This window comes from Achromobacter sp. MUI-25009338 (assembly GCF_057359325.1).
Map to the genome: position 1 here is coordinate 4,868,378 of NZ_CM170627.1, position 24,955 is coordinate 4,893,332.

Annotated in this window: 23 protein-coding genes; 13 read left to right on the plus strand and 10 right to left on the minus strand. The window is 68.0% G+C overall.

Annotated elements, in window-relative coordinates:
* Window positions 1-142: 142 nt before the first annotated feature.
* From minC to minE, 3 genes are all read left to right on the plus strand, one after another.
* On the plus strand, window positions 143-991 hold the full coding sequence (gene minC / locus AC1IQ6_RS23035; RefSeq protein WP_102775654.1) for a septum site-determining protein MinC: 849 nt from the start codon (window positions 143-145) through the stop codon (window positions 989-991).
* A 128-nt stretch (window positions 992-1,119) separates the two neighbouring features.
* Window positions 1,120-1,935 carry a septum site-determining protein MinD gene (minD, locus tag AC1IQ6_RS23040; protein WP_102775560.1) on the plus strand — a complete coding sequence of 272 codons (816 nt, stop codon included), beginning with the start codon at window positions 1,120-1,122 and terminating at the stop codon, window positions 1,933-1,935.
* Between the two features lie 3 nt (window positions 1,936-1,938).
* The gene (gene minE, locus AC1IQ6_RS23045) at window positions 1,939-2,196 is read left to right on the plus strand and encodes a cell division topological specificity factor MinE (protein WP_102775559.1); all 258 of its coding nucleotides are present in this window, start codon (window positions 1,939-1,941) and stop codon (window positions 2,194-2,196) included.
* 67 nt (window positions 2,197-2,263) lie between these two features.
* Here minE and AC1IQ6_RS23050 read toward each other — a convergent pair whose 3' ends face one another.
* The 4 genes from AC1IQ6_RS23050 to AC1IQ6_RS23065 form a co-directional block, all read right to left on the minus strand.
* Window positions 2,264-2,491, minus strand: a complete 228-nt coding sequence (locus AC1IQ6_RS23050; RefSeq protein ID WP_102775558.1) for a YMGG-like glycine zipper-containing protein — start codon at window positions 2,489-2,491, stop codon at window positions 2,264-2,266.
* A 191-nt stretch (window positions 2,492-2,682) separates the two neighbouring features.
* On the minus strand, window positions 2,683-3,216 hold the full coding sequence (locus AC1IQ6_RS23055; RefSeq protein WP_102775557.1) for an isochorismatase family protein: 534 nt from the start codon (window positions 3,214-3,216) through the stop codon (window positions 2,683-2,685).
* A gap of 238 nt (window positions 3,217-3,454) precedes the next feature.
* Window positions 3,455-5,128 carry an energy-dependent translational throttle protein EttA gene (ettA, locus tag AC1IQ6_RS23060; protein ID WP_102775556.1) on the minus strand — a complete coding sequence of 558 codons (1,674 nt, stop codon included), beginning with the start codon at window positions 5,126-5,128 and terminating at the stop codon, window positions 3,455-3,457.
* A 74-nt stretch (window positions 5,129-5,202) separates the two neighbouring features.
* Window positions 5,203-6,123 carry a DMT family transporter gene (locus AC1IQ6_RS23065; protein WP_485865355.1) on the minus strand — a complete coding sequence of 307 codons (921 nt, stop codon included), beginning with the start codon at window positions 6,121-6,123 and terminating at the stop codon, window positions 5,203-5,205.
* Between the two features lie 97 nt (window positions 6,124-6,220).
* Here AC1IQ6_RS23065 and AC1IQ6_RS23070 point away from each other — a divergent pair, with 97 nt between their 5' ends.
* Together AC1IQ6_RS23070 and AC1IQ6_RS23075 are read left to right on the plus strand one after the other, a co-directional pair.
* On the plus strand, window positions 6,221-7,006 hold the full coding sequence (locus tag AC1IQ6_RS23070) for an AraC family transcriptional regulator (RefSeq protein WP_102775554.1): 786 nt from the start codon (window positions 6,221-6,223) through the stop codon (window positions 7,004-7,006).
* 116 nt (window positions 7,007-7,122) lie between these two features.
* On the plus strand, window positions 7,123-7,632 hold the full coding sequence (locus AC1IQ6_RS23075) for a hypothetical protein (RefSeq protein ID WP_102775553.1): 510 nt from the start codon (window positions 7,123-7,125) through the stop codon (window positions 7,630-7,632).
* A 14-nt stretch (window positions 7,633-7,646) separates the two neighbouring features.
* Here AC1IQ6_RS23075 and AC1IQ6_RS23080 read toward each other — a convergent pair whose 3' ends face one another.
* From AC1IQ6_RS23080 to AC1IQ6_RS23105, 6 genes are all read right to left on the minus strand, one after another.
* Window positions 7,647-8,642 (minus strand): ABC transporter ATP-binding protein, encoded by a 996-nt coding sequence (locus AC1IQ6_RS23080; RefSeq protein WP_485865356.1) that lies wholly within the window; start codon window positions 8,640-8,642, stop codon window positions 7,647-7,649.
* A complete protein-coding gene (locus AC1IQ6_RS23085) occupies window positions 8,639-9,700 on the minus strand; it encodes an ABC transporter ATP-binding protein (RefSeq protein ID WP_102775653.1) in 1,062 nt (353 codons plus the stop codon). Before AC1IQ6_RS23085 ends, AC1IQ6_RS23080 begins: the two co-directional genes overlap by 4 nt.
* Window positions 9,701-9,710: 10 nt before the next feature.
* On the minus strand, window positions 9,711-10,625 hold the full coding sequence (locus tag AC1IQ6_RS23090) for an ABC transporter permease (RefSeq protein WP_102775551.1): 915 nt from the start codon (window positions 10,623-10,625) through the stop codon (window positions 9,711-9,713).
* Window positions 10,625-11,611, minus strand: a complete 987-nt coding sequence (locus AC1IQ6_RS23095) for an ABC transporter permease (RefSeq protein ID WP_102775550.1) — start codon at window positions 11,609-11,611, stop codon at window positions 10,625-10,627. Before AC1IQ6_RS23095 ends, AC1IQ6_RS23090 begins: the two co-directional genes overlap by 1 nt.
* 73 nt (window positions 11,612-11,684) lie before the next feature.
* Entirely contained in the window at window positions 11,685-13,259 is a 1,575-nt protein-coding gene (locus tag AC1IQ6_RS23100) for an ABC transporter substrate-binding protein (RefSeq protein ID WP_111826441.1), read from the minus strand.
* 174 nt (window positions 13,260-13,433) lie between these two features.
* Window positions 13,434-13,934 (minus strand): MarR family winged helix-turn-helix transcriptional regulator, encoded by a 501-nt coding sequence (locus tag AC1IQ6_RS23105; RefSeq protein WP_485865357.1) that lies wholly within the window; start codon window positions 13,932-13,934, stop codon window positions 13,434-13,436.
* Between the two features lie 303 nt (window positions 13,935-14,237).
* Here AC1IQ6_RS23105 and AC1IQ6_RS23110 point away from each other — a divergent pair, with 303 nt between their 5' ends.
* From AC1IQ6_RS23110 to AC1IQ6_RS23145, 8 genes are all read left to right on the plus strand, one after another.
* Window positions 14,238-16,460: a thiamine pyrophosphate-dependent enzyme gene (locus AC1IQ6_RS23110; RefSeq protein ID WP_485865358.1), complete on the plus strand. Its 2,223-nt coding sequence runs from the start codon at window positions 14,238-14,240 to the stop codon at window positions 16,458-16,460.
* A gap of 13 nt (window positions 16,461-16,473) precedes the next feature.
* Window positions 16,474-18,018, plus strand: coding sequence for an indolepyruvate oxidoreductase subunit beta family protein (locus tag AC1IQ6_RS23115; RefSeq protein ID WP_111826438.1), 1,545 nt, complete (start codon window positions 16,474-16,476; stop codon window positions 18,016-18,018).
* 62 nt (window positions 18,019-18,080) lie between these two features.
* Window positions 18,081-19,058 carry a PDR/VanB family oxidoreductase gene (locus AC1IQ6_RS23120; RefSeq protein WP_485865359.1) on the plus strand — a complete coding sequence of 326 codons (978 nt, stop codon included), beginning with the start codon at window positions 18,081-18,083 and terminating at the stop codon, window positions 19,056-19,058.
* Window positions 19,059-19,081: 23 nt separating this feature from the next.
* Window positions 19,082-20,401 carry an aromatic ring-hydroxylating dioxygenase subunit alpha gene (locus AC1IQ6_RS23125; RefSeq protein WP_102775544.1) on the plus strand — a complete coding sequence of 440 codons (1,320 nt, stop codon included), beginning with the start codon at window positions 19,082-19,084 and terminating at the stop codon, window positions 20,399-20,401.
* On the plus strand, window positions 20,398-20,889 hold the full coding sequence (locus tag AC1IQ6_RS23130; protein WP_485865360.1) for an aromatic-ring-hydroxylating dioxygenase subunit beta: 492 nt from the start codon (window positions 20,398-20,400) through the stop codon (window positions 20,887-20,889). The genes AC1IQ6_RS23125 and AC1IQ6_RS23130 overlap by 4 nt, the downstream gene beginning before the upstream one ends.
* A gap of 9 nt (window positions 20,890-20,898) precedes the next feature.
* Entirely contained in the window at window positions 20,899-22,548 is a 1,650-nt protein-coding gene (locus AC1IQ6_RS23135) for an AMP-binding protein (protein ID WP_485865361.1), read from the plus strand.
* A complete protein-coding gene (locus AC1IQ6_RS23140; protein WP_102775541.1) occupies window positions 22,545-23,717 on the plus strand; it encodes a thiolase family protein in 1,173 nt (390 codons plus the stop codon). Before AC1IQ6_RS23135 ends, AC1IQ6_RS23140 begins: the two co-directional genes overlap by 4 nt.
* Entirely contained in the window at window positions 23,714-24,955 is a 1,242-nt protein-coding gene (locus AC1IQ6_RS23145) for an SDR family NAD(P)-dependent oxidoreductase (protein WP_111826433.1), read from the plus strand. The genes AC1IQ6_RS23140 and AC1IQ6_RS23145 overlap by 4 nt, the downstream gene beginning before the upstream one ends.

The window sequence follows — 24,955 nt, forward strand, 5'->3', positions numbered from 1 at the left end:
GCCGCAAGGCGCCTTTTCCTTGCCCGCTCCCCCTGCGGAAACACTCCCCTGGGACGTACGGCGGGTTATCATGCCCGACATCCCGCAGCCGGCCGCGCGCCTGCCGTTTCAGACGCCCGGACCGCCAGCAGCCACGACCAAGATGAACACTGAATCCCTAGCCCTGGACTTCAAAAGCGCCACTCTGTATGCGATCAGGGTGGTTCTGCACAGCGCCGATCCCGAACGCCTGGAAGCCGCCCTGGCCAAGCGCATGACGGACGCCGGCAGCTTCTTCGAGAACGAACCGGTGGTCATCGACGCCAGCCGCGTCGAAGAGACCATCGACTGGACCGCCCTGCTGGCGGCGCTGCGGGGCCATAACCTGCCCCCCATCGGCGTCGTGGCCGAAGGCGCCAACCTGGAGGCCGCCCGCGCCGCCGGGCTGACCCCGGTGGAGCTGTCCACGCCCGCGGCCCGTCCGGCCCCGGTCATCGACACCGCGCCGCCCAACGACGTCGCCACGCCCGTGCCTTCGGTGCCGGCCGCCGCCATCGAAACCGCGCCCGCGCCGGCCGAACCGGCCGCGGCCAAGCCCGACAGCGAGCCCCTGCCCGAGCGCGAAGCCAGCGGCGCCACCGCGGCCGCCAGCCCCACGCCCGCCGTGCCGCATTCGTCGTCGGCGCTGGTCATCACCCGGCCCCTGCGTTCCGGCCAGCGCGTCTATGCGCGGCACACCGACCTGGTGGTGATCGGCATGGTGAGCCAGGGCGCCGAAGTCATCGCCGACGGCAACGTGCACGTCTACGGCCCCCTGCGCGGCAAGGCCATGGCCGGCGCGCGCGGCGACACGTCGGCGCGCGTCTTCACCACGCATCTGGATGCCGAGCTGCTGGCCGTGGCCGGCGTCTACCGGGTGGTCGAGGACAAGCTGGACCGCAGCCTGCAGAACCAGCCGGCGCTGGTGCGGCTGGACGGCGACACGCTGCGCATCGAGGCCTTGAAGGCGTGAGCCGCGCGGGCCTGGAACCGGCGCCGGCATTGCGACTGCGCAACTTTCAACACATCCTGTAAGAAGCCTTACAAAGGCTTTTTGCTTTACGATAACGCGATTTATTCGAACATAAGGGTTTGATCGTCATGACACGCATTGTTGTGGTGACTTCCGGCAAAGGCGGCGTGGGCAAGACCACGACCAGCGCCAGTTTTTCTGCGGGACTCGCGATGCGGGGCCACAAAACCGCGGTCATCGACTTCGACGTCGGCCTGCGCAACCTCGACCTGATCATGGGCTGCGAGCGCCGCGTGGTGTACGACTTCGTCAATGTGATCCAGGGCGAAGCCACGCTCAACCAGGCGCTCATCAAGGACAAGCAGCTCGAGAACCTGTTCATCCTGCCGGCCTCGCAAACGCGCGACAAGGACGCGCTGACGCAGGAAGGCGTGGAAAAGGTCATCAACGACCTCAAGGGCATGGGCTTCGAGTACATCGTCTGCGACTCGCCCGCCGGCATCGAGACGGGCGCGCTGATGGCCGCCTACTTCGCCGACGACGCGCTGGTCGTGACCAACCCGGAAGTCTCGTCCGTGCGCGACTCCGACCGCATCCTGGGCATCCTGTCGGCCAAGTCCAAGCGCGCGGTCGAGGGCGACGAGCCGGTCAAGGAATACCTGCTGCTGACGCGCTACAGCCCCAAGCGCGTGGTCGACGGCGAAATGCTGTCGCTGACCGATATCGAAGACATCCTGCGCATCAAGCTGATCGGCGTCATCCCCGAATCGGAATCGGTGCTGCAGGCGTCGAACCAGGGCCTGCCGGCCATCCACCTGAAAGACTCCGACGTCTCCGAAGCCTACAAGGACGTCGTGGCCCGTTACCTTGGCGAAGACAAGGCCCTGCGCTTTACCGATTATGAAAAGCCCGGTTTCCTGAAACGCCTGTTCGGAGGCAAGTAAGCAATGTCCTTCCTGTCGTTTCTACTCGGTCAAAAGAAGACCTCCGCTTCCGTCGCCAAGGAGCGGTTGCAGATCATTCTGGCCCACGAGCGCGGCCGCGGCGACTCGCCCGACTACCTGCCGCAGCTGCAGCAGGAACTGATCGCCGTCATCTCGAAATACGTGAAGATCAACCCCAACGACATCAAGGTGCACCTGGAACGCCAGGACACGCTGGAAGTGCTGGAGGTGAAGATCGAAATGCCGCAGAACGAAACCTGAGACCGCCCCCGCGCGGCCACAAAAAACGCCCGGCGATGCCGGGCGTTTTGCATGGGGCGGGCCGCGCTTAGCGCCGCTTGCCGACCTGATCGCCGATCACGCCGCCGATCGCCGCTCCGCCCACCGTACCGAGGACGCCGCCGTTGGTGATCACGGCGCCAGCCACGCCGCCCAACGCAGCGCCGCCGACGGCGCTTTTCTGGCGATGGCTCATGCCGTCCCAGGAAGAGCAGCCGGCCATGGCGGCGGTCATCGCCAGCGCGACACAGATTTTGGAGAGAGATGCGATTTTCATGGTGTAGTTCCTATTCTCATACCCGGGACCGCGCCTATGAAACAGGACGCGAGCACGCGGTTCCCTTGCGGGTTTGGAACCTTCAGGATCGCAAAATATTCTTGCGCTGGCTGTTAGGTTTGCCCATGAATTGTGTCAAAGGGCGAGAGAATCTTTGCATCCCCCGGGGACTGTGTTGCAGGCGGCCGGCGCTATTTGACCAGACGTAACACCTCGCGGAAGCGCGGGTGCTCGCAAGTGCGCATCCACTCGAAAATCGCCATTTCCGACGTGACGATTTCAGCGCCGTGGGCGCGCGCGCGGCGCAGCGCGGCGTGATGGTCGGACGGCTTGCGCGAACCCGCGGCATCGCTGACCAGGGCCGCGTGATAGCCCAGGTCGAGCAGGCCGATCACGGTCTGCAGCACGCAGATGTGCGCCTCGCAACCCGCCACCAGCACCGTCTTGCGTCCCGCCGGCAGCCAGGCCTCGAAACCGGGTTCGAGCGCCGAAGAGAAATGCATTTTCTGGAAAGTGGTCTGCACCTGCGCGCGCAGCGGCTCGACCGTCGCGCCCAGCATCTTGGCGTGATGCTCGGTGGCGGCCACCGGCACGTCCAGCAGCCGCGCGGCCTGCGCCAGCTTGTGCGCGGCGTCGAGCACGGCCTGGCCTTCGTGGATCACCGGCATCAGCCGTCCCTGCATGTCGACGATCAGCAAGGTGGAATCGGCGGCGGAAAGCAGCATGGTCTGGACTCCTGAAGGAAGGCGCCGGGTTGCGGTTGCGGGCGTGATGGTGATTGTAGGATGGGTGCAGCGCGCGGACACGTGGACAAGAATTCCGGTATCCAGCGCGCGTAACCCATCGGCCGGCGAAAGCCGGCATTCGTCTCTTGCCACGAAAGGCGGCGGCTGGCGCCGCCTGATGGGTTACGCGCGCTCGATACCTGGGTTCTTGCTTAAGGATTCTCGCGCTGCACCCATCCTACTTCAAGGCCTTGTACCGCAGGCGCTTGGGCTTGGCGCCCTCTTCGCCCAGGCGGCGCTTCTTGTCCGCTTCGTATTCCTGGTAGTTGCCGTCGAAGAACACCACTTGCGAATCGCCTTCGAAAGCCAGGATGTGAGTGGCGATACGGTCCAGGAACCAGCGGTCGTGGCTGATCACCATGACGCTGCCGGGGAACTCCAGCAACGCGTCTTCCAGCGCGCGCAGCGTTTCGACGTCGAGGTCGTTGGACGGTTCGTCAAGCAACAGCACGTTGCCGCCGGCGATCAGCGTCTTGGCCATGTGCAGGCGGCCGCGTTCGCCGCCGGACAGCTGGCCCACCAGCTTGTTCTGGTCGCCGCCCTTGAAGTTGAAGCGGCCCAGGTAGGCGCGCGAGGACATCTCGAACTTGCCCACCGTCAGCAGGTCGGCGCCGTCGGCCACGGCGTCGAACACGGTCTTCTTGTCTTCCAGCGCGTCGCGCGACTGGTCCACGTAGGCCAGCTTCACGGTCTGGCCGATCTTGACCTCGCCCGAGTCCGGCTGCTCGCGGCCGGCGATCATGCGGAACAGCGTCGACTTGCCGGCGCCGTTGGCGCCGATGATGCCGACGATGGCGCCCGGCGGCACCTTGAAGCTGAGGTTGTCGATCAGCAGGCGGTCGCCGTAGGCCTTGCTGACGTTATTGAATTCGATGACCTCGTTGCCCAGGCGCTCGCCCACGGGAATGAAGATTTCCTGGGTTTCGTTGCGTTTCTGGTATTCGTAGGACGACAGTTCCTCGAAGCGGGCCAGACGCGCCTTGGCCTTGGCCTGGCGGCCCTTGGGGTTCTGGCGCACCCATTCCAGTTCTTTCTTGATGGTCTTCTGGCGCGCGGATTCCGAGGCCTCTTCCTGCTTGAGGCGGTCTTCCTTCTGCTCCAGCCACGAGCTGTAGTTGCCCTTCCAGGGAATGCCGTGGCCGCGGTCCAGTTCGAGGATCCATTCGGCCGCGTTGTCCAGGAAGTAGCGGTCGTGGGTCACGCCCACCACGGTGCCCGGGAACTTGTGCAGGAACTGCTCCAGCCATTCCACGCTTTCGGCGTCCAGGTGGTTGGTGGGCTCGTCCAGCAGCAGCATGTCGGGCTTGGACAGCAGCAGGCGGCACAGCGCGACGCGGCGCTTCTCGCCGCCCGACAGGTTGCCGATCACGGCGTCCCAGGGCGGCAGGCGCAGCGCGTCGGCGGCGATTTCCATCTGGTGCTCGATGTCGTCGGCGCCGCTGGAGGCCGCGGCGGCGATGATGGCTTCGAGCTCGGCCTGTTCGGCGGCCAGCGCGTCGAAATCGGCGTCCGGCTCGGCATAGGCGGCATAGACCTCGTCGAGGCGCTTCTTGGCGGTGACGACGGCGCCCAGGCCTTCCTCGACCGCCTGGCGCACGGTGTGCTCGGGGTTCAACTGCGGTTCCTGCGGCAGGTAGCCGATGTTCAGGCCCGGCATGGGGATGGCTTCGCCCTCGATTTCCTTATCGACGCCGGCCATGATCTTCAGCAGCGTCGACTTGCCCGAGCCGTTCAGGCCCAGCACGCCGATCTTGGCGCCAGGAAAAAACGAAAGCGAGATGTCGCGCAGGATCTGCCGCTTGGGCGGCACGATCTTGCCGACGCGGTTCATGGTGTAGACGTATTGGGCCATGGGCTCGTATCGGAGATATAGCTGATAAACCGCTGATTGTAGGCCGGAACCCCGGCCCGCGGGCGCGCGCGCCGTCAGGCCGCGCGGGGCTGCTGCGCCGCGCGGCCGACGCGCATCTGCGCCAGCGTCACGCCGGCCAGCGCCATCGCGCCGCCGACGATGTGGAACACGTGCGGCTTTTCGTCCAGGAACAGCGCGGCGATGGCGACCGTGGCCACCGGCATCACGTTCAGGAAGATGCTGGCGCGGTTCGGCCCCAGGTGCTTGACGCCCTGCATCCACAGGAAAGGCGCGAACAGCGACGGAAACAGCGCGGCGTACAGCACCAGCGGCAGGTTCTCGCCGTTGAGCGGCGAGGCCGGCGCCAGCAGGAAGGCCGGCAGCTGGAACAGCACGCCGAAGCCGACCTGCACGTACAGCGACTGCCACGGCCCCACGGGCAGCGCCCAGCGGCGCAGCAGCACGCCGTACAGCGCGTACGCCAGCGCGCCTATGCCCATCAGCACGTCGCCGCGATTGGCGCCCACCGCCAGCAGGCGGGCCGGATCGCCCTCGCCGATCAGCAGCGCCAGGCCGGCCAGCGACAGCAGGCCGCCCAGCATCGCCATCGCCGAAGGCCGCTCGCGCAGCACCACCGCCACCACGGCGATGGTCATCAGCGGAATCATGGCGGTGATGATGCCCATGTTGGTGGCCGTGGTGCTGGCGGCCGCCACATAGGCCAGGCCCTGGTACAGCGCCATGCCCAGCCCGCCCAGCACCGCGAACTTCAGCAGGTTGGGCCGGATCTGGCGGCGCTGCGCCCATACGCCGGGCAGCGCGAACGGGGTCAGGATCACGCCGGCCAGCGCCCAGCGGTAGAACCCGATGGCGGCGGGCGCGATCACGCCGGCGGCCATCTTGGTCACGATCATGTTGACCGACCAGATCAGGGCCGCCAGCAGGGGAAACAGCAGATAACGGGCGGGCGGGTGCGCGGCGGCGGGGGTGGGCATGGCGGGGACATCGAAACAGAACGGGAGCGAGCAAGTGTAGGACGTGTCTGACTCGATGTATATAATGAAAAACAGACAAATCCTGCGAAGTTCCGACATGCCGTCCGCCGATTCCGCGCCGCAGCTTGCCGGCCACCTGCCCTATCCGCTGGCCTGCCGCATCCTGCATTTCACGCCCCGTTCGCGCATGCGCCGCCATGCCTCGCCATGGGCGGAACTGAATTTCGCGATCTCCGGCATCATGGAAATCGGCATAGGCGGCGTCAGCTACCTGTCTCCGCCGCAGTACGCCATCTGGATACCGCCGCACGTCGAACACTGCTGCCAGAACCAGGACGAAGTGCATTACGCCTGCATCGACATTCCGGCGGCGGCATGCGCCGGCCTGCCCGAACAGCCCTGCACGCTGGAGATCAGTCCGGTGATGCGGGCGATTCTGGCCGACTTCGAACGGCGGGCGGTCACCTATCCGGATACGCCCGAAGACCGGCGGATGGCGCAGATCGTCATCGACCAGGCGCGCCAGGCGCGCGCCTACGCCAGCTATCTGCCGTCCACCGGCGACCCGCTGCTCGCGCCCATCCTGGCGGCGCTGCAGCGGCATCCGGGCGACAAGCGCGGCGCCGCGCACTGGGCCGCCAGCGCCGGCGTCACGGAGCGCACGCTGCTGCGCCGCTGCCAGCAGCACCTGGGCATGTCCTTCAACGAATGGCGCCAGCGGCTGCGGGTCGTGAGCGCGCTGGGCCTGCTGGACGCGGGCAGATCGGTCCAGTCGGTGGCGCATGAGCTGGGCTACAGCACGCCGTCGGCCTTCATCGCCATGTTCCAGCGGCTGACCGGCACGTCGCCCGACAGCGCGCGCCGCCGCGACGTCCTGCCCTGACCCGGGAAAATCGCGTCGGCCAAGCGTCGGATGCAAGCGCGGGCCGATCGCGAGACAATACGGTTTACTTTCGTATTGCCGTGCCGTCGCGGCTTCATCGCGCCCAGGAACCTCTCATGTCCGCCTCCGCCACTCCCCCAGCTTCCCTGACCCATTTCAACGCCGCCGAACTGGACATGCTGGCCAAGACCGCCGACGCCCTGAGTGCCTATCTGGGCAAGCCGGTGCTGGCCGAGGTGGTGCTGGGCGACGAAGGCACCGAATGGGTCACCTATGGCGTGCCCGTGGACGAGAACGCCAAGCCCGACGACGAGCAGACCCACGTCCAGCTCGGCGGCCCCGGCGCGCGTCTGCTGGGCAACCGCGGCGGGCTGCCGCCGTCCGACGACGATAGCTACGATTGCCTGTATCTCTGGGCCATCGAAATCTCGCTCAACGAAGGCGAGCGCTTCGTCAAGCTCGACCAGGACGGCGAAGAATCCGCCTGGTCCGACAGCCTGGAAGACGTGCTGCCGTTCGCGCTCACCGAAGAGCCCATGCCGGAAGATCCGGACGAAGACGACGATGAAGACGACGAAGACGAGGACGAGGGCGAAGAAGCGGACGGCGACGCCCGCCGCCACTGACCGCCCCGCGCGGATCACACCGTGACCCGCCCCTCCTGCACCGCGTGACAGGCCACCACTGACACGCCCGAGGCCAGCGCGGCCGGCGCTTCGCGCTTGCAGCGGTCATTGGCGTGCGGGCAGCGAGGATGGAACGTGCAGCCCGACGGCGGATTGAGCGGATTCGGCACCTCGCCCGCCACCGCCGTGCGCGGCTTGCCCGCGCCGTTGATGTCGGGAATGGCCTGCAGCAGCATCCGCGTGTACGGATGCCGCGGCCGCGCGAACAGCTCGTCGCGCGGCGCCACTTCCACCATGCGACCCAGGTACATCACTCCCACCCGGTCGGCCACGTGGTGCACCACCGCCAGGTTGTGGGAAATGAACAGATAGGTCAGCCCCAGCTCGCGCTGCAGGTCCTTCATCAGGTTCAGCACCTGGGCCTGCACCGACACGTCGAGCGCCGAGGTCGGCTCGTCACACACCAGGAATTCCGGATTGACCGCCAGCGCCCGCGCAATCGAGATGCGCTGGCGCTGGCCGCCCGAGAACTGGTGCGGATAGCGTCCCTGGTCCGCCGGGTCCAGACCGACCTGCCGCAGCAGCTCGCCGACGCGGGCGCTGCGCTCGGCGGGCGTCATCCGCGTATGGGTCAGCATGGGCTCGGCGATGATGCGTCCGACCCGCCAGCGCGGATTCAGGCTGGCATAGGGGTCCTGGAAAATCATCTGCAGGCGCTTGCGCAGCGCCCGTCCGCCCGGCTCCGACATGCGCGACAGGGGCTGGCCGTCGAAGCGGATGTCGCCGCGCGTCAGCTCGTACAGGCCGACCAGCATGCGCGCCACGGTCGACTTGCCGCAGCCCGATTCGCCCACCAGCGCCAGGGTCTCGCCGCGCGCGATCTCGAACGACACGCCGTCCACGGCGCGCAGCATCACCTGCGGCTTGCGCGCCAGCTTGCGTTCCAGCCAGGGCGGCGACACGTCGAACCAGCGGGCCGCGTCCTTGACTTCAACCAGGGGGGTGCTCATGCGGACTCCTTAGTATTTCTTTTGCCGCCGGGCCGCCCCAAGGCAAAAGCGCCCCCTTGGGGGGCAGCAAGCCCGCTCGGCGGGCGCGGCGTGGGGGCATCGTCATGGAGCCAGCAGGCCGCTTGTGAAGTGCCTGCGGGCATGAGTTCGGGCCGGTCGCGCTCGCAGCGCGGCAGGCGCTGCCCGCAACGCGGATTGAAGGCGCAGCCGGGCGGAATCGCGTTCAGCCGCGGCATGCTGCCGTCGATCTGCACCAGCCTGTCGGCATGCGCGTCCAGTGTGGGAATGGAGCCCATCAGCCCCGCCGTGTAAGGATGGCGCGGCTTGTGGATGACGTCGGCCACCGGGCCGATCTCGGCCACGCGCCCGGCGTACATCACCGCCACGCGGTCGGCGGTTTCGGCGATCACGCCCATGTCGTGCGTGATCAGCATCACCGCCGTGCCGTGCTCTCGGCACAGGCGCTTGAGCAGTTCGATGATCTGCGCCTGGATCGATACGTCCAGCGCCGTGGTCGGCTCGTCGGCCACCACCAGCTTGGGCTCGGCCGCCAGAGCCAGCGCGATCACCACGCGCTGGCGCATGCCGCCCGAGAACTGGTGCGGATAGTGGTCGATGCGCTCGCGCGCCGCCGGAATGCCGGTGGCCGCCAGCAGCTCGACGGCGCGGTTGCGCGCCTGCGACCAGCTCATGTCCAGATGCGTGACGATGGTCTCGGCCAGCTGCCGGCCCACCGTGTACAGCGGATTGAGCGAGGTCAGCGGGTCCTGGAACACCGCGCCGATTTCGCGGCCGCGCACGCGGCGCATCTGCTCGTCGGGCAGGTTGTCGATGCGGCGGCCGGCCAGCAGGATCTCGCCCGCGGCCACGCGCCCCGGCGGCTCCAGCAGCCCGATGATGGACGCGCCGGTCAGCGACTTGCCGGCCCCGGACTCGCCCACCACGCCCAGCACTTCGCCTTCCTGGATGGAGAACGACACGTCGTCCAGCGCGCGCAGCGTGCCGCGGCGGGTGGGAAATTCCACCCGCAGGTTGCGGACTTCAAGTAAAGCGCTCATGCGCGACACCTCAATTCAGTTTGGGGTTGAGCGCGTCGCGCAGCCAGTCGCCCAGCAGATTGACGGACAACACCAGCAGCACCAGCGCCGCGCCCGGGAAAATGGTGATCCACCACTCTCCGGAAAACAGGAAGTCATTGCCGATGCGGATCAGCGTGCCCAGCGAAGGCGCCGTCGGCGGCACTCCCACGCCCAGGAACGACAGCGTCGCCTCGGTGATGATGGCGGTGGCCAGGTGCACGGTGGCCAGCACCAGCACCGGCCCCAGCACGTTGGGCAGCACGTGGCGGAACATGATGACCGGCGAGGCCACGCCGATGACCCGCGCCGCCTGCACGTATTCGCGGTTCTTCTCCACCAGCGTGGAGCCGCGCACCGTGCGCGCGTATTGCGGCCAGCCGGCCAGCGCGATCGAGCCGATCAGCACGGGAAAGGCGATCAGCTCGTGCATTTCGCGCGGCACGGCGGCACGCGCCACGCCGTCGATCAGCAGCGCGATCAGGATGGCGGGAAACGACAGCTGCACGTCGGCCACGCGCATGATGAAGGCGTCGATCCGCCCGCCCGCGTATCCCGACACCAGGCCCAGCACGATGCCGATCAGCATGGACAGCAGCACCGAGGCCAGCCCGATCAGCAGCGACACGCGCGTGCCGTACAGAATGGCCGAAAACAGGTCGCGCCCCTGGCTGTCCGTGCCCAGTAGATAAGTGGACTGCCCGTTGGCCTCCCAGACCGGCGGCAGCAGCGCGTCCAGCAGCTCCACCTTGGTCAGGTCGAAGGGGTTGTGCGGCGCCACCCAGCCGGCCCCGAAGGAACAGACGAGCAGCAGCGCCAGCAGCACGGTGGCGGCGATGGCCACGGGAGCCCGGCGCCAGGCCCAGGCGATGTCGCTGTCCCACCAGCGTTTGAGTACGGCGCGCATCAGTGAGCCCCCCCGCGTGTCAGCCCGGAGCGCAGGCGCGGGTCCACGACGAAATACAGAAGATCGACGACCAGGTTGATGACCACGAACACCAGCGCGATCAGGCACAGGTACGCGGCCATGACCGGCACGTCGGCGAATTGCACCGCCTGGATGAACAGCAGGCCCATGCCCGGCCACTGGAACACCGTCTCGGTCACGATGGCGAAGGCGATGATGCCGCCGAGCTGCAGGCCGGTGATGGTGATGACCGGCACCATCGTGTTCTTCAGCGCGTGGCCGAAGTGGATGGCGCGGCGCTTCAGGCCGCGGGCGCGCGCGAACTTGATGTAGTCCGAACGCAGCACCTCCAGCATTTCGGAGCGCACCAGCCGCAGCACCAGCGTCATCTGGAACAGCGACAGCGTGATGGACGGCAGGATCAGGTGCTTCCACCCCGTGACGGTGAACAGCCCCGACGTCCACCAGCCGATGCCGACGGTATCGCCGCGCCCGTAGCTGGGCAGCCAGCCCAGTTGCACGGAAAACACCAGGATCAGCAGGATGCCGATCAGGAAGGTCGGCAGCGACACCCCCAACAGCGAGCCGGCCAGCAGCAGCTGCGACAGCAGGCTGTTGCGCTTGAGCGCGGTGTAGACGCCCAGCGGCACGCCCAGCAGCAGCGCCAGCAGCGCGGCCACGACGGACAGCTCCAGCGTGGCCGGCAGGCGCGACTTCAGCAGCGCGGATACGGGTTCGCTCTGGCGCAGGGAGATGCCGAAATTGCCCTGCACGGCGTTGGCCACGAAGTGGCCGAACTGGACGATGGCCGGCTCGTTCAGGCCCAGGCGTTCACGCAGTGCCATGCGTTCGGCGTCGGTGGCGTCCTGCCCCAGCATGATGGTGACGGGATCGCCGACGTATTGGAAAAGCACGAATGCCAGCAGCGCGACGGTGAGCATCACCGCCACGGCCTGCAGCAGGCGGCGCAGTATGAAAGCAAACATAGGAGAAAAGGCGAATTGGCGGAGCCCCGGGAGGGCCCCGCCCTGGATTAGGGTCTTTCAACCCTGGACGGGATCAGTCGACCTTGACCCAGTCGGCGACCAGACGGTTGTCGGCGCGGTGCACCACCGTCACGTTCTTGCGCATGGCCCAGGGAATGACCTGGTCGTGCAGCGGGATGTGGCCGAAGTCCTTGGCGTGCCCTTCCAGCACCTTGATGATGTCGGCGTCGCGCTTGGCCGGATCGGTCTCGGTCTTGATCCGGTCGATGATGGCGTCCAGTTCCTTGTTGCTGTAGTTGCCCAGGTTGTACATGCCGTCCGCGCCTTCGCCCTTGGTGCGGATCAGGTTCTGCAGCGTGTACATGGCGTCGAAGGTGGGCACGCCCCAGCCGAACAGGTAGGCGCTGGTGTCGTACGACTGCACCTTGGGGAAGTAGGTGGCGCGCGGCATGGCGTTCATGGTGGCCTTCACGCCCACCTTGGCCCACATGCCGATGACGGCCTGGCAGATGGCCTCGTCGTTGATGTAGCGGTTGTTGGGGCAGTCCAGCGTGAAGTTGAGCGTGCCGTCGTAGCCGGCTTCCTTGAGCAGCGCGCGCGCCTTGTCGGCGTCGTAGGGCACGCGCTTGTGCAGCGACTCGGCCCAGCCGTGCACCTGCGGCGCGATCATGGTGCCGGTGGGCGCGGACAGGCCGCGCATCACGGCGCGCTTGATCGCGTCCACGTCGATGGCGCGGTACAGCGCCTCGCGCACGCGCACGTCCTGGAACGGGTTCTTGCCCTTGATGGTGGAGTACTGCAGCTCGGGACGCTTCTGGTCCAGGCCCAGGTAGATGGTGCGGTATTCGTTGCCCTCGACCACCTTGGCCGACTGGCGCAGGCGGTCCAGGTCCTGGGCCGCCGGGTCCAGCACGAAGTCGATCTCGCCCGACAGCAGCGCCGCGGTGCGGGTGGCGTTCTGCTTGATCGGCGTGAACACGACTTCGGTCACGTTGCCGACCTTGCCGGCCTTGTTCCACCAGTCCTTGTTCTCCTCGAACACGGTGCGCACGTCCACTTCGCGCGACTTCAGCTTGTACGGGCCGGTGCCGTTGGTATTGCGCGCGCCGTAGGTTTCTTCCTTGTTGACGAAGTCCTGCGGCTTGGCGATGTTGTGCTTCTCGGCCCAGGCCTTGTTCATGATGAACACATTGGTCAGCTGGCGCAGCAGCACGGGATTGGGCGCCGAGGTCTCCACCTCGACCGTCAGGTCGTCGACCTTGCGCGCTTCCTTGATGCCGGTGGTGTAGGCCTTGTAGTTCGAGGTCGGGGCCATCGCGCGGTGGATCGAGAACACCACGTCGTCGGCGGTGAAGGCGGCGCCGTCGTGGAACTTCACGTTCGGGCGCAGCTTGAAGCGGTACAGCGTGGGCGAGACCTGCTGCCATTCGGTGGCCAGGCGCGGGGTCAGCTTGAAGGACTTGTCGTAGTCCACCAGCGGTTCGTAGATATAGCTGTTGGCGGCGATCGTCATGCCTTCGTTCTGCGAGTGCGGGTCGAAGGTGAGGATGTCGCCCTGGGCGGCCCAGCGGAAGGTTTTGGCCTGCCCGATCGAGGGCGCGGCCACGGCGGCTGCGGCGATCGCGATAGCAATCAAAGTGCGGCGCATAGGATCAACTCCTGACAGTAGTCTGAATACCGGCGCGATATTGCCTACCCGCGGAACCCCCGTCAATTCAGGGTTTATGCGTACCGGAACAGGTTTTCTCAGAGAGAAAACTATTAGGGACGCATATGCTTGTAACAAAAAAATCGGACGAACGCTGTTCGGTTTCGCGCCGCCCTATTCCTCTTCCGCGATCGGCAGTTCCAGCGGCACGTGCTCGGTCATCAGCACTTCCAGCATCTCGATCAGCTGCGCGGCCTTTGCCTCGCCGAAGGGCGCCAGCACCGCCTTCTGGTGCTGCATGGCCTGCTCGCACAGCGAGGCAATCAGGTTCGATCCCTTGGCCGTGATGCGCACGCGCGTCTGGCGCCGGTCCGCCCGCACGCCGTTGCGCGCCACCAGACCTTCGGCCTCCATGCGCTGCACCACCTTGCTCAGCGTGGGCTGTTTGGTGATGGCCAGCACCGCCAGCGAGCCTATGGTTTCGCCCTCGCTGCCCTGCAGGCTGGCCAGCACCCGCCACTGGGTCACCGACAGGCCGGCCGCCCTGACCTGCAGGTGGAACTCCGCCGAAATGCGCTGGCTGGCCTGCGCCAGCAGATAGGCGAGGTAGCCGTCGACGAAACGGGGAGCGCCGCGCGCCGCCGTGGAAGTGTCCCGCTGCTTCTGCAATTCCATGCTGTTCTGCTCCGATGTCCGCGCCCGGGCGCATGCTGTTGCGCAACACAGGGTATACCCGGAATCGCAACCCGTTTTTGCACTCTGACGGGGCGCGCGGCGTGCCCCAAACTAGTGATCAACGAGTATATACATCCTTGTTTTATTGCGATATTTTTTTCTTTCCATGAAATTTCATCTTTTTTGTTGACAGCTAAAACGTTGACTCCTAAAGTATTTTTTAGATGAATTTTCCATGACGTGGCGATGCTGCGCAGCAGCAACGGCTGAGGACCCGACGACCGGGCCCGCAAGGAGTTCCTGATGGCAGAAAGGTCTTTCAAGAAAGAAGTCCAGCAACTGCGAATCGGCGCGGGCGAAGAGTTCCGCGGCGAGGGAATTCTTGCGGTCACCAAGGCCCTGCTGCAATCCGGCGTGGGCTACGTCGCCGGCTACCAGGGTTCGCCGATCTCGCACCTGATGGACGTGCTGGCCGACGCCAACGACATCCTGCAGGAACTCGGCGTGCACTTCGAGGCCAGCGCCTCGGAAGCCACCGCGGCCGCCACGCTGGCGGCCTCGGTCATGTATCCGATCCGCGGCGCGGTCACCTGGAAATCCACCGTGGGCACCAACGTCGCCTCCGACGCGCTGGCCAACCTGGCCTCGGGCGGCGTCACCGGCGGCGCGCTGGTGATCGTGGGCGAGGACTACGGCGAAGGCTCGTCCATCATGCAGGAACGCTCGCACGCGTTCGCCATGAAATCCCAGATCTGGCTGCTGGACCCGCGTCCCAACCTGGAAAGCATGGTCAAGGCGGTCGAGGACGGGTTCGAATTGTCCGAGGCCAGCAAGACGCCGGTGATGCTGCAGCTGCGCATCCGCGGCTGCCACGTGCATGGCCGCTTCATCGCCAAGGAAAACAAGCGTCCTGCGTTTTCGCTGGCCCAGGCGCTGGAAAGCCCCGAGCGCGACACCAGCCGCATCGTGCTGCCGCCGGCCTCGTTCCTGCACGAGCAGGAAAAGATCAAGGAGCGCTGGCCCGCCGCCATCCGCTACATCAAGGAACACAGGCTCAACGAGTTCTTCGACGGCGAGCAGGACGACGTGGGCCTGATCCTGCAGGGCGGCCTCTACAACGGCGTCATCCGCGCGCTGCAGCTGCTGGGCCTGGCCGACCATTTCGGAAACAGCCGCATTCCGCTGTACGTCATGAACGTGACCTATCCCGTGATCGAGGACGAGGTCGTCGAGTTCTGCCGGGGCAAGCGCGCCGTGCTGCTGCTGGAAGAAGGCCAGCCCGACTATATCGAGCAGAACCTGCACGCGGTGCTGCGCCGCGCCGGCGTCCAGACGCGGCTGTCCGGCAAGGACGTGCTGCCCATGGCCGGCGAGTACACCACCCAGGTCATGCGCGACGGTCTGCGCGAATTCCTCAAGCGCAACCGCCCGCAATCGCTGCAGACGCACCCTGCCGTGGCGGCCGACGCCCAGGCCGCCGAACGCCAGCTCGAAATCACCGAACTGGCGCGGCCCAGGCCGGCCCGGCCGGCCGAGCAGCCCATCACCTTCCACAAGCACGTCGAAGGCCTGGCGGCGGTGGTGCCGCCGCGGCCGGCGGGCTTCTGTACCGGCTGTCCGGAGCGGCCGATCTTCTCGGCGCTGACCCTGGCACAGGAGAAGCTGGGCCAGCACCACATTTCGTGCGACATCGGCTGCCACCTGTTCTCCATCCTGCCGCCCTTCAACCTGGGCGCCACCACCATGGGCTACGGCCTGGGCGCCTCCAGCGCAGCGGCGTTCAACGTGCCGGCGGCCAAGCGGCCCATTTCCATCATGGGCGACGGCGGCTTCTGGCACAACGGGCTGGCCTCGGGCATCGGCAACGCGGTGTTCAACAAGTACGACGGCGTGATCGTCATCGTCGACAACTACTACTCCTCGGCCACCGGCGGCCAGGACATCCTGTCCTCGCGCGCCGACAACCCGGACCGCTCGACCAACAACCCCATCGACGAGGCCGTGCGCGGCGTCGGCGTGAAATGGGTGCGCACGCTGGACCGCACCTACGACGTGGCCAAGGTGCGCGCCACCCTCGAAGAGGCGCTGACCACCGACGTCAAGGGCCCCAAGGTCATCATCGCGCAGTCCGAATGCATGCTGAACAAGCAGCGCCGCGTCAAGCCGCTGTTCAACCAGGCGGTGAAGGCGGGCAAGCGCGCGGTCAAGGAACGCTTCGGCGTGGACCCGGACGTCTGCACCGGCGACCACGCCTGTATCCGCCTGTCGGGCTGTCCGTCGCTGACGGTCAAGGACAGCGGCGATCCGCTCAAGGAAGATCCGGTCGCGCACGTCGAAAGCAGCTGCGTGGGCTGCGGCAACTGCGGCGAAGTGGCCCATGCCGCGGTGCTGTGCCCGTCGTTCTACCGCGCCGACATCGTCCACAACCCGACCGGCCGGGACCGCTTCATGGCGCGCATGCGCGGCGCCGTGATCGGCTTTCTGCAACGGCGCCGCGCCGCGCGCCTGACCCACGACGCCCTTTGAGGAACTCTGCTCCATGAACGCGGCCGCTATGCAGCAAGCCAATCCGATCAAGATCGCCATCCTGGCCATGGGCGGCCAGGGCGGCGGCGTGCTGGCCGACTGGATCGTCGACATGGCCGAGCACGCCGGCTGGTGGGCCCAGACCACTTCGGTGCCCGGCGTGGCCCAGCGCACCGGCGCCACCATCTATTACGTGGAGCTGATGCCCGAGGCCGAAGTGCGGCGCGCCGGCAGGCAGCCGGCGCTGGCGCTGATGCCCACGCCTGGCGACGTGGACCTGGTGGTGGCGGCCGAGCTGATGGAAGGCGGGCGCGCGATCCAGCGCGGCCTGGTCACGCCCGAGCGCACGGTGCTGCTGGCCTCGTCGCACCGCAGCTACGCCGTCAGCGAAAAATCCGCGCCCGGCAACGGCATCGCCGATCCCAACAAAGTGCTGGAAGCCGGTCGCGCGGCGGCCCGTCGCTTTCTCTGCTTCGACCTGCAGGACCTGGCCGACCGGGCCGGCAGCGTCATCAGCGCCAGCCTGTTCGGCGCGGTGGCGGGCAGCGGCGCGCTGCCGTTCGCACGCGACGATTTCGAGGCCACGGTGCGGCGCGCCGGCCTGGGCGTGGAGGCCAGCCTGCGCGCCTTCGCGCTGGGTTTCGAAGCAGCCGACCAGGCCCCCGCGCAGCCCGCCGCCATCGACCTGGAACGGCCGCTGCCGGCGCTGCCCGAGACCGCCGCCAGCCCGCGCGCTCAGGCCCTGCTGGACGCCATCAAGCGCGATTTCCCCGCCTGTGCGCAGCCCATGCTGGTGGCCGGCGTGCGCCGCCAGATCGAGTTCCAGGACCTGGCCTACGCCGGCGACTATCTGCGCCACATGAAAGCCATCCGCGACCTGGACGCCGCGCACGGCGGCGACGCGCGCCAGTGGGCGCTGACCTGCGCGGCGGCGCGCTACGTGGCCACGGCCATGGCCTACGACGACGTGATCCGCGTCGCCGACCTGAAAACCCGCGGCACGCGCTTCGAGCGCGTGCGCCAGGAAGTGGGCGCGCGTCCGGACCAGCTGGTCTACACCACCGAATTCATGCACCCGCGGCTGGAGGAAATCTGCGGCACGCTGCCGGCCGGGCTGGGCCGCTGGCTGGAGGGCTCCAAGGCCTTCGGCGGTTTCGTCGCGCGCCGTCTGGGCCGCGGGCGCCGCATGCAGAGCAGCACGCTGGGCGGCTTCCTGATGCTGTACGCGCTGGCCGGCATGCGGCGGTTCCGCCGCGGCACGCTGCGCCACCAGACCGAGGCCGCGGGCCTGCGGCAATGGCTGGACCTGATCGCCAGGCTGGCGCCGCGCGACTACGCGCTGGCCGTCGAAACCGTCAACTGCCGCCGCCTGGTCAAGGGCTATAGCGACACCCACGTGCGCGGCGGCGGCAAGTACCGCCAGCTCATCGCCGCCGCCGAACGGCTGGCCGGCCAGCCCAACGCCGCGGCGACGCTGCGCGAACTGCGCGACACCGCCCTGGCCCACGAAAAATGCGAGCCCATGGAGCGCCAGCTGGCCGAAAAGCTGGCGGCCTGAGCGACGGACCGCCGCCAGCGCGGCGGCCCCGGCGAATCCGCACAAAGAGAGAGACAGACGCCGTGCAAACATTGAAACTCATCGTTCGCGAAGTCCGCCAGGAATCGCCCTTGATCCGCTCTTTCCGGCTGGCCCGCGAAGACGGCGGACCGCTGCCCGCCTTCGGGCCGGGCGCGCATCTGAAGGTGTCGGTGCCGGGCCAGCGCGAGCCGCGCTGCTACTCGCTGGTGCAGCTCGCGCCCGACGCCGGCCGCTACGCCCAGCCCCTCGAATACCGCCTGGGCGTGCGCCTCGAAGAAGCCAGCCAGGGCGGTTCGCGCTACATGCACGCGCTGTCCGAGGGCGACCTGGTCACGGCCGAAGGCCCGCGCAACGACTTTCCACTACACGAAGCGCCCGCCGGCGACGAACCCGTGCTGCTGATCGCAGGCGGCATCGGCATCACGCCCATCGCCTCCATGGCCGCCGCGCTCAAGTCCGCCGGCCGCGCCTTCCATCTGCACTATTGCGGCCGCAGCCGCGGCCAGCTGGCCTTCCTGCCCGAGCTGCAGGCGCTGGCCGGCGCCGACCTGAGCCTGCACGCCGACGACGAGCCCGACTGCTGCTTCGACCTGCGCGCGCTGCTGGATTCGGCCTCGCCGCGCCAGCACCTGTACGTGTGCGGCCCCAAGGGCCTGATCGACGCCGTCATCCACGAAGCTCGCGCCCGCCACTGGCCCGACGCCCACATCCATTTCGAACTGTTCACCACGGCCGCGCCGCAGGCCGGCGACCAGGCTTTCGAGGTCGAGCTGCGCCAGTCCGGCCAGGTGCTGACCATCCCCGCGGACAAGACCATCATCGAGGTCATGGAGGAAGCCGGCTGCGATCCGATGTACGACTGCAAGCGCGGCGAATGCGGGGTCTGCCAGGCCACGGTGCTGGAGGGCGAGCCCGACCACCGCGACTACTACCTCTCGGACACCGAGAAGGCCAGCGGCAAGATCATCCAGATCTGCATCTCGCGCGCGAAATCCGCGCGCCTGGTGCTGGATCTGTAGGCACGACGCAAGGAAGCGCCATCATGAGCAAATACCGCGACAACCCCGACGCCATCCGCGCCCTGCTGCGCGAGACCGAAGTGCACAAGGACCTGTTCGTCGACCAGGAACTGTTCGAGCTGGAAATGGAGCGCCTGTACGCCAACACCTGGGTCTACGTGGGCCACGACAGCCAGGTGCCGAACCCGGGCGACTACATCACCACCACGGTGGGCGACCAGCCGGTGGTGATGGTGCGCCACAGCGACCGCAGCGTGCGCGTGCTGCACAACCGCTGCCCGCACAAGGGCACGATGGTCGCCGGCGACGCCTGCGGCAACACCGGCAAGTTCTTCCGCTGCCCCTATCACGCCTGGACCTTCAAGACCGACGGCAGCCTGCTGTCCATCCCGCTCAAGAAAGGCTACGAAAACACCGGCCTGGAGCACTGCGAGGCCAGCAAGGGCATGGCCGCCGTGCAGGACGTGCGCAACCACCGCGGCTTCGTGTTCTGCCGCCTCAATCCGCAGGGCCAGTCGTTCGAGGAATTCTTCGGCGATTCGCTGTCGACCCTGGACAACATGGTCGACCGCTCGCCCGAAGGCCGGCTGGAAGTCGCCGGCGGCGTGATGCGCTACATGCACCGCTGCAACTGGAAGATGCTGGTCGATAACCAGACCGACACCTGCCACCCGATGGTGGCGCACGAATCGTCGGCGGGCACCGCGGTCAAGGTCTGGGAGCAGGCGCCCGCCGGCACGCCCAAGCCCATGGCCGTGGAACTGTTCGCGCCGTTCATCTCGCCCTACGAGTTCTTCGAGAACATGGGCATACGCGTATGGGAAAACGGCCACGGCCACACCGGCGTGGCCGACTCCATCCACGCTTCCTATTCCGGCATTCCGGGCTACTGGGACGCCATGGTGGCGGCCTACGGCGAGGAACGCGCCGGCCAGATCCTGGGCGACGTGCGCCACAACACCGTGTACTTCCCCAACATCATGGTCAAGGGCCCGATCCAGACGCTGCGCGTGTTCAAGCCGATCGCGGCCGACCGGACGCTGGTGGAGTCCTGGACCTTCCGCCTGGTGGGCGCGCCCGACCTGCTGCTGGAGCGCACCCTCATGTACAACCGGCTGATCAACGCGCCGACCTCGGTGGTCGGCCATGACGACCTGGAAATGTACGAGCGCGCGCAGGACGGCCTGCATTCGCGCGCGCGCGAATGGGTGAACGTCGGCCGGCTCTACTCGCCCGACGAGACCGGCCGCAAGAACGTCACCACCAACGGCACCAACGAATGGCAGATGCGCAACCAGTACCGCGCATGGGGCCGCTATATGACCGCAACGGAGCCGGTATGAGCGCGAGCGACCGTGAACTGATCGATTTCGTCTACGCCGAGGCGCGCATGCTGGACGAGCAGCGCTTCGAGGAATGGCTGGACCTGTACACCGAGGACGGCCGCTACTGGATGCCGCTGGCCCACGGCCAGACCGACCCCAGGCTGCACGCCTCGCTGATGTACGAAGACAAGCTGCTCTTGCGCGTACGCGTGCAACGGCTGGCCGGCCAGCGCACCTACTCGCAGCAGCCCAGGAGCCGCTGCCACCACCTGCTGCAGGCGCCCACCGTCGAGCACGACCACCCCGAAGCCGCGCCGGCCGAAGGCCGCCACGTGGTGCGCACCGCCTTTCATTACGTGGAGACCCGGCTCGACACGCAGACGCTGTACGCCGGCTGGGCCACCCACCACCTGGTGGAGCAGGACGGCGGCCTGCGCATCCTGCTCAAGCGCGTGGACCTCGTCAACTGCGACGCGGCCTTCGGCAATATCCAACTGTTCATGTAGGAGCGGCTCGTGAACACCACGGTCCATCAGGCACTGCTCGACACCGCCGCGCGCCACGGCGCCCGGCCCTTTCTGTGCATACTGCCGGAGACGGCGCAGGCCTATGGCGTCGGCGCCGGCGAGCTGAGCTACGCCCAGGCCGCCAGCGCCGTCGAGACGCTGCGCGCGGCCTACGCCCGCGCCGGCTACGGCCACGGCCACCGCGCCGGGCTGCTGCTGGAGAACCGCCCCGCGTTCTTCCTGCACTGGTTCGCGCTGAACGCGCTGGGCGTGTCGGTGGTGCCGATCAACCCGGACCTGCGCGCCGCGGAGCTCGAATACCTGACGGGGCACTCCGAGATTGCGCTGGCGGTGGCCCTGCCCGAACGCCACGACGACCTGATCGCGGCCGCCCGGCGCGCCGGCCGCGAGCTGCGCGTGATGGGCCCGGACGACGCGCCCCCGCCCGCGCCCTTTGGCGCGCCGCTGGCAGGCAGCGAGCCGGATGTCCTGACCGAATGCGCCCTGCTCTACACGTCCGGCACCACCGGCCGCCCCAAGGGCTGCATCCTGCCCAACCGCTACTTCCTGCATGCCGGCGGCTGGTATGCGCGCATCGGCGGCCTGGCCGCCCTGCGGCCCGGCGAGGAACGCATGCTGACGCCGCTGCCGCTGGTGCACATGAACGCGATGGCGTATTCGGCCATGGCCATGCTGCTGACCGGCGGCTGCCTGATCCCGCTGGACCGCTTCCATCCCAGCACCTGGTGGGACAGCGTGCGCGAATCGCGCGCCACGGTGCTGCACTACCTGGGCGTCATGCCCGCCATCCTGATGAAGGCCGAGGCGTCGCCGCGCGATCTGCAGCCCGCCATCCGCTTCGGCTTCGGCGCCGGCGTGGACCGCAAGCTGCACCAGCCTTTCGAGGCGCGCTTCGGCTTTCCGCTGCTGGAGGCCTGGGCCATGACCGAGACCGGCGCGGGCGCCGTCATCATCGCCAACCGCGAGCCGCGTCACATCGGCAGCAGCTGCTTCGGCCGCGAGGAAGACGACGTGCAGGTGCGCATCGTCGACGACGCCGGCGCCGAGGCCGCCATCGACGAGCCCGGCGAGCTGCTGGTGCGCCATGCCGGCGACGACCCGCGCTACGGCTTTTTCGCCGGCTACCTGAAGGACGAGGCCGCCACGGCCCAGGCCTGGGAAGGCGGCTGGTTCCGTACCGGCGACATCGTGCGCCGCGAGGCCGACGGCGCGCTGCGCTTCGTGGACCGCAAGAAGAACGTGATCCGCAGAAGCGGCGAGAACATCTCGGCCGTGGAAGTCGAAAGCGTGCTGATGCAGCATCCGCTGGTCAAGGCGGTGGCGGTGGCCGCCGTGCCCGACACCGTGCGCGGCGACGAGGTGCTGGCCTGCGTGGTGCCCGAGACCCAGCCCGCCTCCGACGCCGAGCTGGCCGAGGCCGCGCGCAGCATCGTGCAATGGAGCCTGGAACAGCTGGCGTACTACAAGGCGCCGGGCTATGTGGCCTTCGTGGACGCCCTGCCGCTCACCACCACCAACAAGATCCAGCGCGGCGAGATGAAGGCGCTGGCGCCCACCCTGCCCGGCACGGCCCGCTGCGTGGATACCTGCTCGATGAAGAAACGGCCCGCCGCGCAGCCGCAGGAGCCGCTTCGATGAGCGCGCGCCTGGGCTATGACGGCGTGGTGGCGGCCCTGCCCGTCACCATCCCGTACGAACGCTATTCCACCCATGCCGCCCACTGGTGGCTGGGACGCGCGCTGGGCGCGCTGATCCGCCAGGCCGGCATCGCCAAGGCCGAGGTGGACGGGCTTTGCGTGTCCAGCTTCACGCTGGCGCCCGACACCGCGGTCGGCCTGGTGCAGCATCTGGGCATGAGCCCGCGCTGGCTGGACCACATCCCCATGGGCGGGGCCAGCGGCGTGGCGGCCCTGCGCCGCGCCGCCCGCGCCGTGCAGGCCGGCGACGCCGGCATCGTGGCCTGCCTGGCGGGCGACACCAACCACGTGGACTCGTTTCGCAACACGGTCAGCCAGTTCTCGCGCTTCGCGCAGGACGCGGTGTATCCGTACGGCGCGGGCGGCCCCAACGCCAGCTTCGCGCTGCTGACGGCCAACTACATGCGCGCCACCGGCGCCACGCGCGCCGATTTCGGCAAGCTGTGCGTGGCGCAGCGCGACAACGCGCTGCGCTTTCCGCACGCGCTGATGAAAAAGCCGCTGACGCTGGCCCAGTACCTGGACGCGCGCGTCATCACCGATCCCATCCACCTGTTCGACTGCGTCATGCCCTGCGCCGGCGCCGACGCCTTCCTGGTCATGAGCGAGGACCGGGCGCGCGCCCTGGGCCTGCCGCATGTGCGCATCCTTTCCACCATCGAGCGCCACAACGCCTGGATCGAAGATCCCATCCAGACGCGCGGCGGCTGGACCATGGACGTGGACGAACTGTACGGACAGGCCGGCGTCGCGCCGGCCGACATGGATTTCCTGCAGGCCTACGACGACTACCCGGTCATCAACATGATGCAGATCGAAGACCTGGGCTTCTGCGAAAAAGGCGCGGCGCCGGACTTCGTGCGCCGCCACAGCTTCACCGTGGACGGCAGCTTTCCCTTCAATACCAACGGCGGGCAGCTGTCGGTGGGCCAGGCCGGCGCGGCCGGCGGCTACCTGGGGCTGGTCGAGGCCCTGCGCCAGCTGACCGGCACGGCCGGCGGCACGCAGGTGGCCGACGCGCGCCTGGGCATGGTCAGCGGCTTCGGCATGATCAATTACGACCGCGGGCTGTGCACCGCCGCGGCCATCCTGGCAAGGAGCGAGGCATGACGGAACCGCTGGCCAGGCCGCCCCGCAAGAATCCCGTCGCGCGCACGCGCCAGCCGACGCTGCCGCCCGGCTCGCGCAGCCGCGCCGCGCTCGGGCTGACCGCGGCCGCCGCCGAAGGCCGCTTCGAACTGCAGACCTGCGCCGACTGCGGGACGGTGCAGTACCCGCCGCGCGAGGTCTGCGGCCATTGCCTGTCCGAACGCCTGCCGTGGCTTGCGGTCGATCCCGCCGGCGTGCTGCTGGCGAGCACCGTCCTGCACCACAGCAACGACCTGTATTTCCGCGAGCGCCTGCCCTGGCGCGTGGGCACGGTGCGCATGGCCGCCGGCCCCTCGGTGGTGGCCCACGTGCACCAGGATTGCGCCGACGGCGACCGCGTGCGGCTGGCGCTCAAGCTCGACCGCAGCGGCCAGGCCGTGATGATCGCCCTGCCCGAAAGGAACACGCCCAACATGGAAGACGACAAGACCCTGCGCGAGACCTCGTGCGATCCGAAGTTCCGCCGCGCGCTCGTCACCGACGGCAAGTCGGCGGTGGGCCAGGCCGTGGCGCGCGCCCTGCTCGATGCCGGCAGCCCCATGGTGTTCCTGGGCGATCCGCAGCCCTGGCGCCGCGACGCCGCGTTCGACGCGCTGGCGTCCGACCCGCGGGTGCAGGCGGTGGACCTGAACGTGACCGATACCGACTCGGTCGAGCGCGTGGCCGCGTCGATCGGCGGCAAGGTGGAGATCTTGGTGAACACCGCCGACCTGGAACGCGAAGGCGGCCTGCTCGGGCGCAAGGACGTGAACACCGCGCGCGACGCCATGGACGTGAACGTGCTGGGACTGATGCGCCTGGCCCAGGGCTTCGGCCCGGCGCTGTGCGGCCGCGCGGCCGACGGCGTGAACAACGCCGCGGCCTGGGTCAATGTGCTGTCGATCTATGCCCACATGAACCTGCCCTCGCGCGGCATGTGGTCGGCGTCCAAGGCGGCCGCGCTGTCGCTGGCGCAGTGCCTGCGCGCCGAAATGCGCGGCGCGGGCGTGCGGGTGGTGAACGTGTTCCCCGGGCCGGTGGACCACGAATGGGAGCAGCGCACGCCGCCGCCGCGCGTGGCGCCGGCCGCGCTGGCCGCCGCCATCGTGCGCGCCCTGAAGGAAGGCACCGAGGACGTCTACGTCGGCGACGTGGCGCAGGAGTTCCGCGCGCGCCTGGCGCAGAACCCCAAGGGACTGGAGCGGGAACTGGGGGCCTGA

Excerpts from the sequence above, each read along its gene's own strand:
- minC (WP_102775654.1), top strand. The coding sequence starts at position 143 with ATGAACACTGAATCCCTAGCCCTGGACTTCAAAAGCGCCACTCTGTAT.
- minD (WP_102775560.1), top strand. The coding sequence starts at position 1,120 with ATGACACGCATTGTTGTGGTGACTTCCGGCAAAGGCGGCGTGGGCAAG.
- minE (WP_102775559.1), top strand. The coding sequence starts at position 1,939 with ATGTCCTTCCTGTCGTTTCTACTCGGTCAAAAGAAGACCTCCGCTTCC.
- AC1IQ6_RS23050 (WP_102775558.1), bottom strand. The coding sequence starts at position 2,491 with ATGAAAATCGCATCTCTCTCCAAAATCTGTGTCGCGCTGGCGATGACC.
- AC1IQ6_RS23055 (WP_102775557.1), bottom strand. The coding sequence starts at position 3,216 with ATGCTGCTTTCCGCCGCCGATTCCACCTTGCTGATCGTCGACATGCAG.
- ettA (WP_102775556.1), bottom strand. The coding sequence starts at position 5,128 with ATGGCCCAATACGTCTACACCATGAACCGCGTCGGCAAGATCGTGCCG.
- AC1IQ6_RS23065 (WP_485865355.1), bottom strand. The coding sequence starts at position 6,123 with ATGCCCACCCCCGCCGCCGCGCACCCGCCCGCCCGTTATCTGCTGTTT.
- AC1IQ6_RS23070 (WP_102775554.1), top strand. The coding sequence starts at position 6,221 with ATGCCGTCCGCCGATTCCGCGCCGCAGCTTGCCGGCCACCTGCCCTAT.
- AC1IQ6_RS23075 (WP_102775553.1), top strand. The coding sequence starts at position 7,123 with ATGTCCGCCTCCGCCACTCCCCCAGCTTCCCTGACCCATTTCAACGCC.
- AC1IQ6_RS23080 (WP_485865356.1), bottom strand. The coding sequence starts at position 8,642 with ATGAGCACCCCCCTGGTTGAAGTCAAGGACGCGGCCCGCTGGTTCGAC.
- AC1IQ6_RS23085 (WP_102775653.1), bottom strand. The coding sequence starts at position 9,700 with ATGAGCGCTTTACTTGAAGTCCGCAACCTGCGGGTGGAATTTCCCACC.
- AC1IQ6_RS23090 (WP_102775551.1), bottom strand. The coding sequence starts at position 10,625 with ATGCGCGCCGTACTCAAACGCTGGTGGGACAGCGACATCGCCTGGGCC.
- AC1IQ6_RS23095 (WP_102775550.1), bottom strand. The coding sequence starts at position 11,611 with ATGTTTGCTTTCATACTGCGCCGCCTGCTGCAGGCCGTGGCGGTGATG.
- AC1IQ6_RS23100 (WP_111826441.1), bottom strand. The coding sequence starts at position 13,259 with ATGCGCCGCACTTTGATTGCTATCGCGATCGCCGCAGCCGCCGTGGCC.
- AC1IQ6_RS23105 (WP_485865357.1), bottom strand. The coding sequence starts at position 13,934 with ATGGAATTGCAGAAGCAGCGGGACACTTCCACGGCGGCGCGCGGCGCT.
- AC1IQ6_RS23110 (WP_485865358.1), top strand. The coding sequence starts at position 14,238 with ATGGCAGAAAGGTCTTTCAAGAAAGAAGTCCAGCAACTGCGAATCGGC.
- AC1IQ6_RS23115 (WP_111826438.1), top strand. The coding sequence starts at position 16,474 with ATGAACGCGGCCGCTATGCAGCAAGCCAATCCGATCAAGATCGCCATC.
- AC1IQ6_RS23125 (WP_102775544.1), top strand. The coding sequence starts at position 19,082 with ATGAGCAAATACCGCGACAACCCCGACGCCATCCGCGCCCTGCTGCGC.
- AC1IQ6_RS23130 (WP_485865360.1), top strand. The coding sequence starts at position 20,398 with ATGAGCGCGAGCGACCGTGAACTGATCGATTTCGTCTACGCCGAGGCG.
- AC1IQ6_RS23140 (WP_102775541.1), top strand. The coding sequence starts at position 22,545 with ATGAGCGCGCGCCTGGGCTATGACGGCGTGGTGGCGGCCCTGCCCGTC.
- AC1IQ6_RS23145 (WP_111826433.1), top strand. The coding sequence starts at position 23,714 with ATGACGGAACCGCTGGCCAGGCCGCCCCGCAAGAATCCCGTCGCGCGC.